We start from the raw sequence: 15,878 nt of genomic DNA, 5'->3' as shown, positions 1-15,878 counted from the left end.
CATCCTCTGCCTGCTTTCTGGGTGGGGACTTCGGGAGCGTTGCTGCGTGCTTCGCCGAGCAGGTGCAGGGTGTTCAGACGTATCGCCGGGCCGTCGCCGGGCCTTGCCGCACGCCGGTGGTGGTGGGCCGAGCGGGACGCCGGGCAGGCTCGTGGGAGCCTCAGGTGGTCGAAGTGGTGTGCTGGCGGGCGGGTCCGCGAGGGTGCAAGATGACTCGCATCCTCACGTTTCCTATACGATCTGAGTGCGCGTCAGCATGCAGCAGCGCTGCGATCGATGTCAACAGGTTCGCGAAGACGCAAGAAGGGGGCCTCACGTCACGATGGACGACGAAGCGACGATCGCTTGGGACCACGGGGCCATGACGGGCGCGGTGCCGCCGGGAAGATCTCGCGGCCGGCTCGCCGACGAGGTGTACGACACGCTGCTCGGACAGCTGATGTCGCTACGGATCGAGCCCGGCTCCCGCGTCACGATCGACGTCCTGGCACGGGAGCTGGGGGTCTCGCAGACGCCGATCCGCGACGCGCTGAACCGCATGGAGGCCGAGGGTCTGGTCGTGCGGGTGCCGCACGCCGGCTATCGCATTCCACCGCAGATCACCCGTCGGCGGTTCGAGGACATGCTCGAGATCCGCCTGCTCCTGGAGCCGGCGGCGGCGCGCAGATCCGCCGAACGCGCATCCCCGGAGCAGGTGGCCGGCCTGCGGGGAATGCTGCAGGAGATGGCGGAGCTGGAGCGGAACGACGGGCCCATGGCCTACGGCGCCTTCGGGCTGCGCGACGCCGCGTTCCACGATCTCATCGCCCTGAGCGCGGAGAACCAGGTCATCCGCGAGGCGCTGGCCCGCCTGCACACGCACGTGCACCTGTTCCGGCTGCACCGCGACATCCAGGTCACGCACCTGGCCATGGCCGAGCACGAGGAGATCGTGGCCGCGGTCGCCGCACGCGACCCCGACGCCGCCGCCTACGCCATGCGCCGGCACATCCTGCGCTCCGGCGAGCGGTTCCGGCGGTTGTTCGACGAGGCGGAGGCAGCGGAAGGGGCGGCGGCAGAGGCTTGACGGGCGGACCGGCCCCGGGAATGCTGACTCAATCGGATCGGATCGTATTGGATTGCCTGACCCCCAGATGTGAGGAGAAGCAGGTGCCCAGAGCACTGCTCCTGACCGGCGACGCCGCCGAAGAGCTCGACACCATGTATCCCTACTACCGCGTGCAGGAGGGCGGCTGGGACGTCGACGTCTCGTCACGGACGATGCGCGACGTGCAGTTGGTCATCCACGAGTTCGACCCCAACTCCGACGCCTACGTGGAGAAGAACGGCCGGAAGCTGCCGGTCGACGTGCCCTGGTCCGAGGTCGACGTCGAGCGCTACGACGCCCTCATCATTCCCGGCGGCCGCGCCCCCGAGTGGATCCGGGTCGACGCCGACGTCAGGCGCATCACCGAGCACTTCTTCGCGCGCAACCTGCCGATCGCGCTGGTGTGCCACGGCGCGCAGGTGCCGGCGGTGTACGGGCTGCTGAAGGGGCGAAAGACGGCGTGCTTTCCCCCCATCACCGGCGACATGGAGAACGCGGGCGCGACGGTCATCGATGCTCCCGACGTCGTGGACGGCAACCTCGTCTCCTGCCGGGGGTGGCCCGACATGCCGCAATTCGGCAGGGCGATGATGGAGGTCTTTTCGAAGTCCATCAGCTCCGCATCGGCATGAGCACCCCTGACCTGCCCCGGTGACGGCACTTCGGACCGTCACGGTCGACGGCTCCCCCGTCCACATCCTGGAGAGCGGCACGGGGCCCGCGGTGCTGATGCTGCACGGCTCCGGACCCGGCACGACCGGGTCCGGCGCCTGGGCAACGACGGCGCAGGCGCTGGGCACGTCCTGGCACCTGGTGGCTCCTGACCAGGCGGGGTTCGGCCGTACACCAATCCCGGCGGGCTCCAGGGGCGGGCTCCGGCTGTGGACGGAGCAGGCCGCGGGCCTGATGGATGCGCTCGGTGTCGAGCACTACGCCGTGGTGGGTCACTCCATGGGCGGTGCCGTGGCGCTGGCGCTGGCGGCCGCGCGTCCCCAGCGGGTCACCCATGTCGTGGCGGTCTCGACGATGGGTGCCCCTGGGGCGCCGCTGTCCGCCGAACTCGACGCGGTCTGGGCCGCCCCCGCCGGCCCGCTCGGGGCACGAGACATGTTGAGTCGCCTCGTTTACGACCAAGCGCTCGTGACCGAGTCGGCAGTCGACGCCCGTGCAGCCGCGATGCGAGCGGGGGCGGCCGCATTCGCGTCGTTGTTCCCTCCACCCAGGGCACGTTGGGCCGACGAGCTCGCCCTCCCGGCGCAAACGCTGGCAGGGGTCCGCGCGCCCGTGCTACTCGTCCACGGCGCGGAGGACCGAGTCACCCCGATCGGGACGGCAGCCCTGCCCCTGCTCGAACATCTGGCCGATGCCCGTCTGCACGTGTTCGGGCGATGCGGGCACGTGCCGGCGATCGAGCACCCGCACGACTTCAGGCGACTCGTGTCGTGCTTCCTTCGCCGGGGACAAGGCCACTGAAGACCTTCGGCTTGGGGTGGTGGTCATGTCCGAAGTGGATCCTCGCCGTCGAGATGCTCGACGGGCTCGCCCGGCATGGACTGAGGCCACCGTTCGTCACGGCCGGCGCCACTGTCGGGTGGTCTTCCGTGCCTGATCTTTCGGATCGGCAGCGCCCGGCCGGGGTTTGGAAGGGTATTGAACTAACCGGTTGGTGTGCGTAAAGTCGGTTCAACCGCGAACGACGGAGGCACTATGGAACACCTGCGGGGCGTGCGATGACCCTGGTTGCCGGGGTCGACACGTCGACCCAGTCGACCAAGGTCGTGGTGTGCGACGCGGACACCGGCGAGGTGCTTCGCGAGGGCCGCGCGCCGCACCCCGACGGCACCGAGGCCGATCCGCGCCTGTGGTGGGCCGCGTACGAGCAGGCCAGCGCCGGACTGCTGGACGGTGTCGCCGCGATCGGCGTCGGCGGGCAGCAGCAGGGCATGATCTGCCTCGACGAGGCCGGCGAAGTGGTGCGTCCCGCTGTGCTGTGGAACGACACCCGCTCGGCGCGCGCCGCGGTCGACCTCACCGACGAGTTCGGCGGCCCGCAGGCGTGGGCCGACGCGGTCGGGCTGGTGCCGGTGGCCAGTTTCACGGTCACCAAGCTGCGCTGGTTCGCCCGCGCCGAGCCGGAGCTCGCGGCCCGGACCACCACGGTGCTGCTGCCGCACGACTGGCTCACCCACCGGCTGCGCGCGGACGGGGGCGAGCCGACGACCGACCGCGGCGAGGCCTCCGGCACCGGGTACTGGTCGCCGGCGACCGGCGAGTACCGCCGGGACCTGGTGAGGCTCGCCTTCGGCCGGGACCTGGCTGTGCCCCGGGTCGCTGGGCCCGCCGAGACGGTCGGCGAGACCGCGTCCGGCGCGGTGCTCGCCGCCGGCACCGGTGACACGATGGGCGCGGCGCTCGGCGTCGGCCTGCGCCCCGGCGACGTGGTGGTGTCGCTGGGCACCTCGGGATGCGCGTTCGGGGTGAGCGAGGTTGCGACCGCCGACGCGAGCGGGCTGGTGGCCGGCTACGCCGACGCGACCGGCCGGTTCCTGCCGCTGGTGTGCACGCTCAACGCCGCCCGGGTGCTGAGCACGGTCGCCGACCTGCTGGGCCGGTCGCTGGCCGGGCTCGACGAGTTGGCGCTCTCGGCGCCGCCGGGCGCGGGCGGGTTGACGCTCCTGCCGTACCTGGACGGGGAACGTACCCCCAACCTGCCCGACGCGCGCGGTCTGCTCGCCGGGCTGACCCGGGCGAACGCGTCGCCGGCGAACCTGGCGCGGGCCGCGGTGGAGGGCATGCTCGGCGGCCTCGCCGACGCCCTCGACGCACTCCGCGCCCAGGGCACCCCGGTCAACCGGGTACTGCTGATCGGCGGCGCGGCCAAGTCCCGCGCCGTACGGGCGGTCGCGCCGGCACTGTTCAACGCGCCGGTGAGCGTGCCGATCCCCGGCGAGTACGTCGCGCTCGGCGCGGCACGTCAGGCGGCCTGGGCGCTGTCCGGCGGTGCCGAGCCGCCGCACTGGCCTGTCGAGGCCGAGGAGGTAGCCACCGCCGGTACCCCGGAGGTGCATGAGCGCTACGTCGACGTCCGCCAACGGTCGCTACGACTGCTGACGCAACGGGACCGAGCGCGGTAGGTCGAACGCGGAGCGCCCTCGACGGCGCCTGGCCCCGCCCCGCGACACCCACCACCATCGTGAGGAGCTGACCATGATCGCCACGCCTACCGCGCCCACGGTGCCTTCGCCGACGCCTCACCCCCGTTCGCTGGCGGAGCTGGCCGCGGCACACAGACGGCGGTGACGGCTCAGAAGAGCGACAGTTGACCTTCGTCGCCGGAGCGGGCACCGCCCGCGCTGTCCAACGGGATGCTCGCCACAGCCGCCAGATCCGTCATGACTGGATCGGTTGGCCAGCCGACCCGAACAAGGGCGCCGAGCAGCAGAGCAGTGCCGACGGTGTCCCATAGCGCGGTGGGGCTGGCCGTTGGGCACCGCAGCGTGCACCGCAGCGGTGAGGTCGAGCGCTGCGAGCAGCGTGGTGAGGCTGTAGTCGGTGCCGGTCATGACGTGCCGAGCCAGCTTGTAGGTGTCCAGCAGCGCTGCCGGCGTGATTGAGGGACACCGCTGGTGCAGCAGGCGCCAGTCCACGCGCACGTTGTGTCCGACGAGGACGGCACCGTCGAGCCGGGCGGCCAGGCCCGGCTCGGCGGCGGCCAGTGTGGGGGCAGACGTCAGGACGTCGTTGGTCAGCCCTGGTGAGATCCATGGCCGGTTCGGGATCGGGCGGCCGGGGTTGATGAGATAGCCTGAACCACCACAACGATCCTGTCCGTCAAAACGGGTCAAGCCCAGTTCAAGCTCGCAGACGCAGCACCAATGTCAGCCCTCGGCGCAGGCGCTCCGGCCCCAGGCACCGCCCCATCCACAGTCCTGGTCGCCTTCGGCGCGCCACGCACCGCGCAGCAGCCCGCCGGGGCCGGCCGGGGCATGCGGGCATCAGCGGGTAGCCGTTGGCACGTCGATGAAGAGCCGGATGTCGCGCTCTGGGCTGCTTTCGAGGGTCATCGCTCCACCCAGTGCTTCGACGCGGTCGCGGATTCTGACCAGTTCGGGGCCCGATGCGACGTCCCCGGTCCGCATGCCGTTCATCTCGATGTGGAGCAGCAGCCGGCCGCTGCGTACGGACGCCTCGATGTTGACCAGCGTCGTGTGTGGATGGTTGTTCGCGAGGGCAAGGGCTTCGGCAACCATGTGGTACATGCCGATCTCCACCTGCTCGTCGGGTCGGGCGGGCAGATCGAGGGTTGTCTCGACCGGGACCGGTGTGCGGCGGGCCAATGATCGGATCGCCGATGGCAGGCCACGCTGCGAGAGGATCGCCGGGTGAACGTCGCGGGCGATGGTCGCGAGGTCGTCCAACGCTGTGCTCATGCGGGCCGTCAACATGGATACCTGGGCGTGGAGTTCGGTGAGATTCGCCGGTATCTGCGCGTCCAGCGTCTGCAACGCCCACAGCGACGCCGTCAACCGCTGCTGCGGCCCGTCGTGCAGCTTCCGCTCGATCGTGCGGCGGGTCTCGTCGGCGGCGAACATGATTCGCGTGCGTGCCTCGGCGGAGTCCGTGCGTGCTTGGTGGTCGGCGACCGCGACTGCGACGAGGTCGGTGAACGGCGTGGCCCGGGACGTGACGGTCTCGGGCAGTGTCTCCGGGCGCCGTGACATGAGCCGTAGTACGCCCCAGGCGCGGCCGGCGGCAATGACCGGCACACCGATCGCGGCCTGCAGGCCGAAGCGGGCGGGTCGCTGCCATGCGGGTGCCGGGGTACCGGGGTGGGTGAGGCGGACCGCACGGCCGGAGCGAAGCACCTGAGCGGCCATGCCCTCCGGCTCGAGGCGGACCTGTTCGTCAGCGGGCAGATCCCACTGTGCGTGGCTCCACGTCGCCACGACACTCGCGGTGCCGTCAGGGTCGACGTGCAGCAGGTCGGCCAGGTCGGTGCGGAAGAGGATGCCGGCCTGCTCGGTGACCGCGTCGAACACCGCTTGGGGTGTCTGGACACCTGCGGCCGGCGTTCCCGCGCTGCGCAGCGCCGACTGCTCGGCGATCTTCTCGTTCAATGTGTGCCGATGCTGCGCCAGGGCGCTGACCATGTTGTTGAACGCGTGTTGGAATCGGCTGGTCTCCGCGGGACCGTCCTCGGGTACCCGGATGGTGAGCTCGCCGTCGGCGATCTTGACCGCGGCGGCCTCGAGGTTGCGCACCGAACCCGCGACCGCCGTCGCGTGGCGGCGCATCAGGACCAGGGCGACCAGCGAGAACAACGGCAGGACGACCCCGGCGAGGATGCCCATGTTGCTGTGTGTCTCGGCTCTCGCCCGGGCCCTGACGGTGGACCGGTTCACCAGTTCCAGCAGCCGGTCCAGGCGCGATCCGATCAGGTCGGCGTGTCGCCGCGCTGCCAGCATGATCGCGTTCGAAACGGTGGCCGGACCACCGGAGCGGCTCGTCGCCAGTGCTGGTGCCAGGTAGTTGCTGAGGTACTCGTTGAGGTACAGGTTGATCTGTCGGAGCAGCATGACTTTGACGGGGTCGTGCGTGACGCTTCGTTGCAGTTCCCGTTCCCGCCGCGGGATCACGTCCAGACTGCTGGCCAGACGCGTGCGGAACAGCTGGTCGCCGGTGGCCGCGAGACCGCACCGGGCTGCCTCGGCGTCCGTTACGAGCAGCGCCAGTGCTGTCACTGCGGATCTTGCCTGGTCCTCGGCCTCGGCTGTGTGCTCGGCCCGCCGTCGCTGGTCGAAGGAGATGAGCATCGTGCCGAGCGCGGCACAGATCGCCAGCACGAACACGGCGGTGAGCACCGACGAGGATCTGGCAGGCCTGCGCATCGGTACGATCGCCTCCTAGCGGATCTGGTGGTGGATCGCGATGCGGCTACCCCTCCCGGCAAACCCCGCACACCAGGACGCCCCCGCCACCCCCGATCTCATTTCGCCGCCATCGGCGGCGCCCCGTCCCTGCCCCTCACGGCGGGGGACTGACATCACTGTGCGCGGATCCGGTCCAGTCGCCCCGCGGTCAGACGAGGCCTGTGCTGTCTCGTCGGGACGTTCGTGGCTACGGTGTACGGGGTGAGGCCGTCGGTCCAAACAGATTCGGGTCCGCCCAGTTCGGCGACACGACCGACCATGCTGGCCGGACGATGCGGCCCGAGTAGGTGTGAGGATTCGTGAAGGTATCGACACGGGCGGCGTTGTTCGCCGTGACCGGCAACGCCATCGTGATGGGCGCCGTCGGGGTGACCGCTCCGATCGGGTGGTTGCTGGTACCTGGCGTGGCCGGGATGGCGTCCCGGCCACGGGTGGCGGCGTTGATGTCCGGCTGGGCCGGCGCGCTGATTCTGCTATCGGTGGCGGTACCGATCGTCCCGGGCCACCGCGGTGACCGAGGGGCACTAGCAACGTCCGCGCTCTATCTTGCCGTCATTCCGGTGTTGTCATGGCGGCGGCGACGCACCCGGCTCAGCTGGTCCCGGGCAGCGGTGCCGACCGTCGTCGACGTGGGCACCGGCAGCGTCGACCGGCCGGTGATGCTGGCCGTGTCGCGGGTGCCCGGTGAACTCGCGACCGCCGTGTTCGTGCCGGGTGATGGATTGTGGGTGCTGATCGGCATGGTGATGGGGGACGTGCCGGATCTGGGACGATGCGTACGGACGGTGGAGCGGACGTTCCGCTCTGCCGTGCGTCGCGGCGGTGCCGGGTTGTGGCAGCTGCCGGCTCTGTTGACACCTCTGGTCCGGCGGCATGCCCCTGACGGGTACGCGGCGGCCACATTCGTGCGTGTGGACCTGGCAGGCGCGGTACAGGTACTGCGATGCGGCGGCCCTGAGATCCTCGGCCTACGGCACACGGCAGACGCACCGGACGGTCTGCTGGACGTGCTGGATGCCGGGCCTGGCGCGTTGCCGCTCGGAGCGGTGCTAGAACCGGTGCTTGTGCCGCGTCTTCCGGACGACGCCAGGATCGCGATCGTGACGACTGGATACGCCGTCGCGCACTACGACAACTACGCCGACGCAGTGCACCACACACTACGCTGCGCCGACACCGCAGTGGCCGCCGCGCGGCTGCTGGACTCCCCGACCAGCGCGGCCGGCGCATCCGTCAGCAGAAATCCTCCCGGCCCGGCGGTAGTGATCGACAGAATCGGAGGCATGCATTGACCACGCATCGCTTCGGCCACTCGCACCACTCGCCGCGCCGCCGTCCCCAGCACCGCCAGCTCGGCGAGCTGACCGGCCGCACCGTCATGCGGCCAGTCAGAGCAGATCGGGTGGCCGAGGCCACCCGATCTGTAGCTCATCCGATGATGTCGCGGGTCGGCGCCAGCGAAGGGGCCGCCGGGAGTCTCTCGCTGGCGGTGTCGCTCCCCCAGGGACCCGCGGCAGCCTTTTCGAGCAGGCCACACAACTCAGGTGCTGAGGCTCACGACGCCCACCGCGAAGAAGGCCGCGGCGATCAGGAAGTATCGATTGCCGGGGCGGAGCAGCCACAGCCGCACCCCGGTCGGACCTTCCGGCCCGGGGTCGGTGCGCCGGGCCTTCCGGCCGCGCGGACGGCTGCGCTCGCTGAGCCGGCCACCCCGACCGGCGAGGACGGCCGCCCCGCCGTGCAGGATGCCGGTGAGCATCGCGATGCCGAACGCCACCTGGATCGCGCCGGACGGTTGGTTCGAGTGACCGGCCACCAGCTCTTCGACCGTGATCGAGACGATGCCCGCGACGAAGCACACGCCGGCAGTCAACGCCCAGGTGAGCGCCCGCACAATGTGACCGACCCCCAGGTCTTCCCAGGTCGTCGTCGCATTCCGTAGATCTTCGTCGATTGATTCGGGGGTCTCGTCGAGCCAGCGGGCCAGCGGCCGGCGGAACAGCCAGCCGAGGTGCCGGCCCAGGTCGAGCGACATCGCCGTTGACCTGGGCCTCATATCCTTCGTCACTGTCAGAGGCTACCTATCTTGTCAGTGGATTCAGTACCTCGAGTAGCCGGTGCCGACCCAGTAGGCGCCGACCTTCTTCCGGCACTTCGCCCGCAGACCGCAGCCGGTCTTCGCGAGGTCGAAGGCGCCTACCCCGACCGAGATCTTGTCCGGGCGGAACGCCTTCCGCGCGACCGCCTTGGCCGAGTCGGCCTTCCGCATCGCTCGGTTGAGCAGGTTCTTCGAGGCTCTGCTGCCCGGTGCTGCCTTGTACGCCTTCCGGGCTTTGGTCGCCTTGTAGGCCGTGTACCCGTACTTGGCGTACTTGCCGAACCTCGCGACGCCGCCGATACCAGGAATCGCACTCGCGGCGCTAAGCGCCGCCGACCCTTTGTTGCCGGCCTTGTAATCGTTGTACGCACCCCAGAGCGTGAAGCCTGTCGCGACCACGGCGAGACCTGCCGCGAACGGTTGCAGGCCGGGGACGAACGACATGACAAGCGCCGCGGTACCCAGCGCCGTGCCGATGTTGCCGGCGTTGTTGCTGACCCACTTGAATGCCTTACGGATCGACGGCCATTTGCCGTCCAGGTCGAAGCAGTTGACCGGGTCGGCGTCGCAGTAGTCGTACGCCGTCGCTGATCCGCCCTTCTCGGGGTCCATCTGCAGGAACCGGCCGAGGCCAGGTGCGTACAGCCGGACCCCCATCAGCACCGTGTCGCCCAGGCTCTCCGCCGAGCGCAGTTTGCCGCCGAGCCAACCGTACCGGGCGGCACCCCCCGTGACCGCCATGCCGAACTCGTCGTAGGTGGAGACCTGGATGTCGGTCAGCGCCGTGTTCGTCGTGACGACGACGTCGCCGTGCAGGTTGGTCAGTTGCAACTGGACGCTGCCGGACGCCGCGGTCGTCACCACGAGCCCGGCGTCGGGCCCGAGGACGTTGCGGCTGATCGCACCGGTCGTGGTGTTCTCCACGATCCACCGAGGTGAGTCACTGTCGTCGCCGTAGTGGTTGAGCAGCGACGCGGTGGTCACCGACGGCGAGACCGTTCCCTTGGTAAAACCGCGCAGCCGGCGGGCCGGATCGAGGTTCCACTCCTGCCGCTGGTTGCCAAGCTGCTGCACGGCGATCATGTCGTTGGCGTGGTAGGTGTTGGTCACCCCCGACGGCATGCCGGTGACCCGGCCGAGCGCGTCGGTGAGGTATCCGGTGTCGGTGAGCCGGTCGGCCGTGTCGTAGGTGTGGTTCTCGATGGCGTCCGGCGTCTCCGTTGCGGCGCAGAGCTGGCCGGTGCGCTGCCAGGTGCGCTTGGCCAGCCGGTTCGTCCGCGTGTCGTAGCCGTACTGATGGTTGGCGCATGTCGTCGCCGTGGTCTGGGTCGCGGACGTCAGCCGACCAAGGGTGTCGTACCCGTAGGTCTTGCTGCCGCCGGTGTAGACCTCGTTGATCCACTGCCCCTGGGTGTTCTCGACGATCGTCTGGTTGTAGATCGTCGAGTCGTCGGAGTCGCGGACGTAGCGCCGGGCGACCGGTGCCATCGACGCGTCGAGCGTGTCGGTGCGTGTGATGCCGCCGGGATACTTCAGCTCGGTCAGCTGCCCGTTGGCGGCGTACTTCGCGGTGAACGTGCCCGCGACCGAGTCGGTCATCGAGGTGAGCATGCCCCGGGGCTCGTTCACGAGGTCGTACGCGTAGGTCTGGAACCCGGTCGGGTCCAGGACCTTGCCGATCCGGTCGAACCGGTCGTACTCGGTGCGGGTGGTCGCCCCGTCCGCATCGGTGTACGTGACGAGCCGGCCGAGCTTGTCGTATTCCCGGAGCAGTGTCTTGCCGCCGGCGGTCGTCTTCACGGACTTGCCGTTGGCCAGGTCGTACTCGTAGGTCGCGTCAGGCACCGCAAGCCCGAGCGTCGACGTAAGGCTCGTCGACGTGAGCCGGTTCGCGGCGTCGAACACATTGGTGACCCGGCGCACGTCGCTGCCGACGGTCTCGGCGACGACGGTGGCAGAACCCTGCCGGTTGTACTGCTCGACCCGGCGCAGCGGCAACTGTGTCGGCATGTCGGCCCGGTGTCCGGTGATCGCGCCGCCGGCCTTGCTGACGCAAGCCTGACCGGCCCACTCCGGCTTGTTGCCACAGGCCGCGTCGTCGGTGTTGGCAAGGGCGGTGTAGAAGACGCTCTTCTCGATCAGCGCGTCGGTGCCGGTCGAACCGACCCCCCACGCCTCCACGATCCGGCCCGCGCTGTCGTAGCGGGTGTAGGAGGTACCCGCGTCACTTGTCGAGGACGTCGCCTTGCGCAGGACCCAGCCGGACGTGCCGCCCTTCTCCGCGCCGTACCCGCTGAGCACGGTCCGGCTGTCGGCGTCCGGGTATCCGTCCACGGCCGCCGAGGTGATCGTCGTGGTCAGCAGGTGGTAGGTCCCGCCGTCGGGCTTGCCCTCGTCGTAGCGGTTGACGGTCCGGTTGCGGGCGATGACCTGCGAACCGGCCGGCAGCGTCGGCTTACCAGCCGCGGCCAACTGCCGCTCCAGCGCGATCCGCACCACCGGACCTTGTTCCTCGATCAGGTCGAGCCCGTCGGGGCTGTACCGGCTGATACTGGCGAGCAGCGCGGCCCGTCCCGCCGAGTCGGCCGGCAGGTTGAGGTCGGCCGCCTTGGCCGCGGCACCAGGCAGTGTGCCGAGCGCCAGCTCCCGGTTGTCCGCCTTGAGTGCCCATACGACGTTGCCGAACTCGTCGTACTCCTGCGAGTCGATGTGCGCACCGGGTGTCGCGATATTGGTCTCACGACCGGACGCGTCGAGATAGTGCGTGGTCGCGTACGTGTAGCCGCCGGTGCCGGGGGTGGTGGCGGTGGCGACGTTCACCGTCGGTGGGAACTGCGGCGTGAACACTGCGGTCGCGTCCGTCGGCACACCGGTCTGTCCCCATGCGGCGAGCGCGGTGGCGTTCATGTCGTGCGGACCGCCGGCGGCCTTGGTCAGCGGCACCTGGTAGACGAAGTTGGTCGCGACCTCACCGTCGAGCTGGTCCTTCGTGCCGGTGACCAGCGCGGCCCGGCGGACCTTCAGCAGCCGGCCTGCGTTGGCATCGCCTGTTGCTGTGCCGTAGTCGAACATCCACGGCAGCTGACCGGCCGGTGTGACCTTGGTGAGGCGGCCGGCCGTGTCGTATTCGTAGGTGGTCTTCAGCGGTGGGGACAGTCGCGGGTCCCACACCTCGCGGAGCCGACCTTGGCTGTCGTAGGCGTAGTTGGCGACCTCGACGGCGGTCTCACCGCCGGCGCCGGCGTTCGCGGCCGGGTCCCAAGACCAGACCTTGACGGCCCGGACCTGGTCGATGACGTTGCCGAACGTCGAACCGGACGCGGTCGTGGCCGTCGCGTACTCGTATTCGAGGACCTCGCAGCCGCGGGCCGGCACCGGCGTGGTGCAATCTCCGATGCCAGGCTCGGTCGCGTTGATGACCCGCTTGACCAGCGTGCGGCTGTCGGAGGAGTCGTACAGGTAGCGCGTGGTCGAGTTCTGGTCCGAGGTCCACGTCGTGGAGATCAGGAACGTCTCGGTCTGCTTCACGAACTGCGACGTCGTGCCGTCGAGCTCACGCAGCTCGTACACGGTGTCGGAGACCTTCACCAGGCTCAGGTCCTCCGCACCCGGCTCGGGGAAGAACTGGCCGGAGGCGCTGCGACCGAAGGTCAGGTAGTCGCCGCCGGCGCTGGTGATCTTCGCCAGGTCCGGCGAGGGGAACGTCAGCGACTCGTAGTCGACCTCGGCGACGCCGCCGTCCGCACCGCCGCGCCACTGCGGGCCGAACGGCGCGACGATCTCCTTCAGGGACAGGTTGTCCCAGAAGACCGCCTTGTTGGAGCCGTAGCCGTTGCCGTTGTAGAGGCGGATGAACGCCTCCGTGGCGCCGGCAGGGATGGCGAGGTCGAGGGTGAGTTCCTGCCAGCCGTCGACCCATTGGGCCTGCACGGACCGGAACTCCTGGTACACGCCGGCGCTGTCGCGGTAGAAGCCGACGATGCGGCGGGCGCGGACCTCGGTGCTGTCCAGACCGGTGACGGCGGGTACGTAGATCCAGCCGGTGACCCGGTAGCGCTTGCCGGCTTTCATACCGTGCCGGAGTGCGCCCTGGTCGTCGCCGAGCCCTGCGAACGTGTCAGTGGCACCGAACCCGGCTGGTTTCGTCGCGAGGGGCACGACCTGCAACGAGTCCGTCGAGGAGCCCTGCCCGCGGGTGGTTACCCGGGTAGCCGTGGTGGTGCCGCCGGTGGTGAACCCGGTGGGGCTGGTGGTGGTGACCTGCTGGAGGTTGGCGGGCAGCCGCTCCCCCTGGGTCATCCAGCCGTCGTTCGGCTCCCGGGATGACGAGGCCCGGCCGACGCCGAGCCCGAACTCGTCGGCGTCGGACGATGAGACCGAGTAGTCGCCGGTAAGAAGGTTGACGGAGCCGGGTCCGATGTCGTCTCCGGCGGCGCCGTCGCCGTCGGGGTCGACGGTCACGGTGATCCATTGGGTGGTGTAGCCGGGTTGGCCGACGGCGTCGGGGTAGAGCGTGGCGCGGATCTGCACCACGCCGCCGACGGTGCCGAGGGTGTCGACCGCGTCCCAGATAGCGTTGCCGCCGAGGTCGGAGAGGCCGACCGGTTGCGTCGTGACGGCCGAGCCGTCGGCCTTGTGCAGGTGGGCGAGCGGGACGTCGTACTCGGCGGCGCCGGGTCCGCGCCGGTACTGGAACGTGGCCCGGGTGTAGGTGCCGTCGCCGTCGACGGCGAGCTTGGTCCGTTTGACGACGTTGGCGCCTGGCTGCGGCAACTTCAACCCGGCCCGGCCGACGTTGAAGACGTACGTGTTGGGGTCGGACAGCTGCCCGGCGCGGTCCTTAGCCCGGACGGTCAGCGTGCGGCGGCCGTCCTCGCTCGGCGTGATCTGCACGGTGGTCGGGCTGCCGGCGTTCACCGTGGACGGAGCCGTGTCAGAGTCGAGCTGATAGGTGTAGGCGATGACGTCGGTGTCGGCCGTGGCCGGGGTGAACGTGAACGTGCCAGTTTGGCCGTAGCCGCCATGCCCCCACGTGTTGTCGGTGGCGATCGACGGGTACAGCGTCGAGGACACTACGGGGACGCCGGGCTTGATGGAGTCGACGGTGAACTCGCAGGACTGCGACCAGGCCGAGACGAGGGTGTTGTCGGCGGTGTCCATCGCACGGACCCGCCAGCTGTAGGAGCCGCCCTCGGCGAACACACCGGCGGGGATCATCGTGGATGCCTGCGTGGAGGACGGGGCCGTCACATTCGTGGTGCCGATCAGCGCGCCGCCTGCCTGGTACCACTCGAACTGGTTGATGACGCTGCCGCCGTCGGCGTCGCTCATGAACGCCTGCAAGGTAGGCGTGCGGCTGGAGATGTACGGCCGGCTCGCCCCCGTGACGCAGGCCGTCGTCGGCGCGGTGGAGTGGCTCTGCACCTGCGGCAGGCTGTTGTAGGTGATGTCGACATAGGGGATGTTGCTGGCGGCATTGGAGGAGTTGAACCGCTTCCACGAATCGTGGTTGTTCTCCAGGGTCGCCCTCAACCCCATCGTGGTCGTCGCCCAACCCGACGACGCGCCGGTCTGGAAGACGCCAGTCGCGGGGGCAGACACCCAGCCCGCGGCGCAGGAGGAACTGAAGCCCTTGGTCTGGTTGGAGGTGTGCTGCTTGGCGTACCAGGCCGGCTGGTTCGTCCACCGCGTCGCGGTGCTCACCGCGCCGGTGGTCCACACCTCCCAGTCCGCGGTGCGGCAGGACCAGGAGTGGTTCTCCCACAGGTAGACCGTCGCCGACGTGATCTTCGCGCCCGCAAGGTAGCCGGTGTTCCACGTCAGGAACGACCGGGCGGTCCACGGGCCGCCGTCGTCGGAGTAGCCGAGCTTCAGATCCGCGGAACCGGACTGGTCCGACGTGTAACCGGTCTGCACAAACGTGTCGAACGTCGGATACACCGACGGGTCGATCGTGACCGGGAACAGCAATGTCGGGTCGGCCAGGAACGCCGCGTCCGGGGTCAGCGTCAGGTCGACGTCGTCACCGTTGCGGACCTGCTTCAATCCGACCGGCGCCACCCGCAGGTGGTCACCGGAGTTCGCGCCGACCCGCGAGTCCCACATCGTCGGCTCGGGGATCCGGCCGGCGTTGCGGCCGCCCTTGCCCTTGAACAGCAGTCCACCGGATCCGTCCGGGGTGGTGGTCACACCCGGCGTACGCATCCGCAGGCCGAGGGTCGCTGACGCTGCGAGGGCGGCACGGTTCTTCACCACGAAGTTCTGCTCGTAGCCGGTCCGCGTCGCGGTCAGCACCAGGTCGACGCCCGGCCGCACCTCCGCATACGTGGCGACGTTCCCCTTCAGGACCGGGGTCGGCAGATCGCCGGCCCATGCCATGCTCAGCACGCCGTCCTCGCCGTCGAGCTTGGCGAGGGCACGCTCACCGGCACTGGCCTTGCCTGAGAACTTCAGGCCACGGGGGTGCCCGACCGGGGCGACCGAACCGTCGGCCTGCACCTGCAGCGTCAGGTCGACCGGCTTCCACACGTCGCCCTGCTTGAACCGGACCGGTCCGGCATGGACCTGGCTGGTGAGCCCGCCCTCCGGCAACGCCCACACCTGCATGGTCTCCGACCGTGCGCCGGTGACCTCGATCCGCTTGCCGCACAACCGCGCCGCCACACTCGCCGACGTCTCATCGGCACGCTCATCAGCACACGTCGGCGCCGGCGGCTTCACCGGGGCAGCCTCGGCCGGGGCCCGCAGCGCCACTGCCAGCGAG

The 15,878-nt window shown here is 69.8% G+C and carries 8 protein-coding genes; 5 read left to right on the top strand and 3 right to left on the bottom strand.

The annotated features are described in order from the left end of the window. The first annotated feature begins 244 nt into the window (after positions 1–244). The 4 genes from ABZ321_RS21125 (at position 245) to xylB (ending at position 4,221) form a co-directional block, all read left to right on the top strand. Positions 245–1,066: a GntR family transcriptional regulator gene (locus tag ABZ321_RS21125; protein WP_354893587.1), complete on the top strand. Its 822-nt coding sequence runs from the start codon at positions 245–247 to the stop codon at positions 1,064–1,066. 83 nt (positions 1,067–1,149) lie between these two features. Continuing rightward, positions 1,150–1,719: a DJ-1/PfpI family protein gene (locus tag ABZ321_RS21120; protein ID WP_354893584.1), complete on the top strand. Its 570-nt coding sequence runs from the start codon at positions 1,150–1,152 to the stop codon at positions 1,717–1,719. A 97-nt stretch (positions 1,720–1,816) separates the two neighbouring features. Then, positions 1,817–2,560: an alpha/beta hydrolase gene (locus ABZ321_RS21115; RefSeq protein ID WP_354894117.1), complete on the top strand. Its 744-nt coding sequence runs from the start codon at positions 1,817–1,819 to the stop codon at positions 2,558–2,560. Between the two features lie 257 nt (positions 2,561–2,817). Next, a complete protein-coding gene (xylB, locus tag ABZ321_RS21110) occupies positions 2,818–4,221 on the top strand; it encodes a xylulokinase (RefSeq protein WP_344515002.1) in 1,404 nt (467 codons plus the stop codon). Positions 4,222–5,082: 861 nt separating this feature from the next. On the opposite strand, the gene ABZ321_RS21105 is transcribed toward xylB, so the two are convergent. Beyond that, entirely contained in the window at positions 5,083–6,936 is a 1,854-nt protein-coding gene (locus ABZ321_RS21105; RefSeq protein WP_354893580.1) for a GAF domain-containing protein, read from the bottom strand. A gap of 380 nt (positions 6,937–7,316) precedes the next feature. Between ABZ321_RS21105 and ABZ321_RS21100 the strand changes: the two genes are divergently transcribed. After that, positions 7,317–8,309, top strand: coding sequence for a hypothetical protein (locus ABZ321_RS21100; RefSeq protein ID WP_354893577.1), 993 nt, complete (start codon positions 7,317–7,319; stop codon positions 8,307–8,309). A gap of 248 nt (positions 8,310–8,557) precedes the next feature. Here ABZ321_RS21100 and ABZ321_RS21095 read toward each other — a convergent pair whose 3' ends face one another. Together ABZ321_RS21095 and ABZ321_RS21090 are read right to left on the bottom strand one after the other, a co-directional pair. After that, on the bottom strand, positions 8,558–9,052 hold the full coding sequence (locus tag ABZ321_RS21095) for a hypothetical protein (RefSeq protein WP_354893574.1): 495 nt from the start codon (positions 9,050–9,052) through the stop codon (positions 8,558–8,560). A gap of 63 nt (positions 9,053–9,115) precedes the next feature. Next, positions 9,116–15,778 (bottom strand): RHS repeat-associated core domain-containing protein, encoded by a 6,663-nt coding sequence (locus tag ABZ321_RS21090; RefSeq protein WP_354893571.1) that lies wholly within the window; start codon positions 15,776–15,778, stop codon positions 9,116–9,118. Positions 15,779–15,878: the final 100 nt, after the last annotated feature.

The sequence above is a fragment of the Dactylosporangium sp. NPDC006015 genome, assembly GCF_040614215.1.
Lineage (GTDB): Bacteria > Actinomycetota > Actinomycetes > Mycobacteriales > Micromonosporaceae > Dactylosporangium > Dactylosporangium maewongense.
This window is presented reverse-complemented; position numbering and strand designations above follow the sequence as displayed.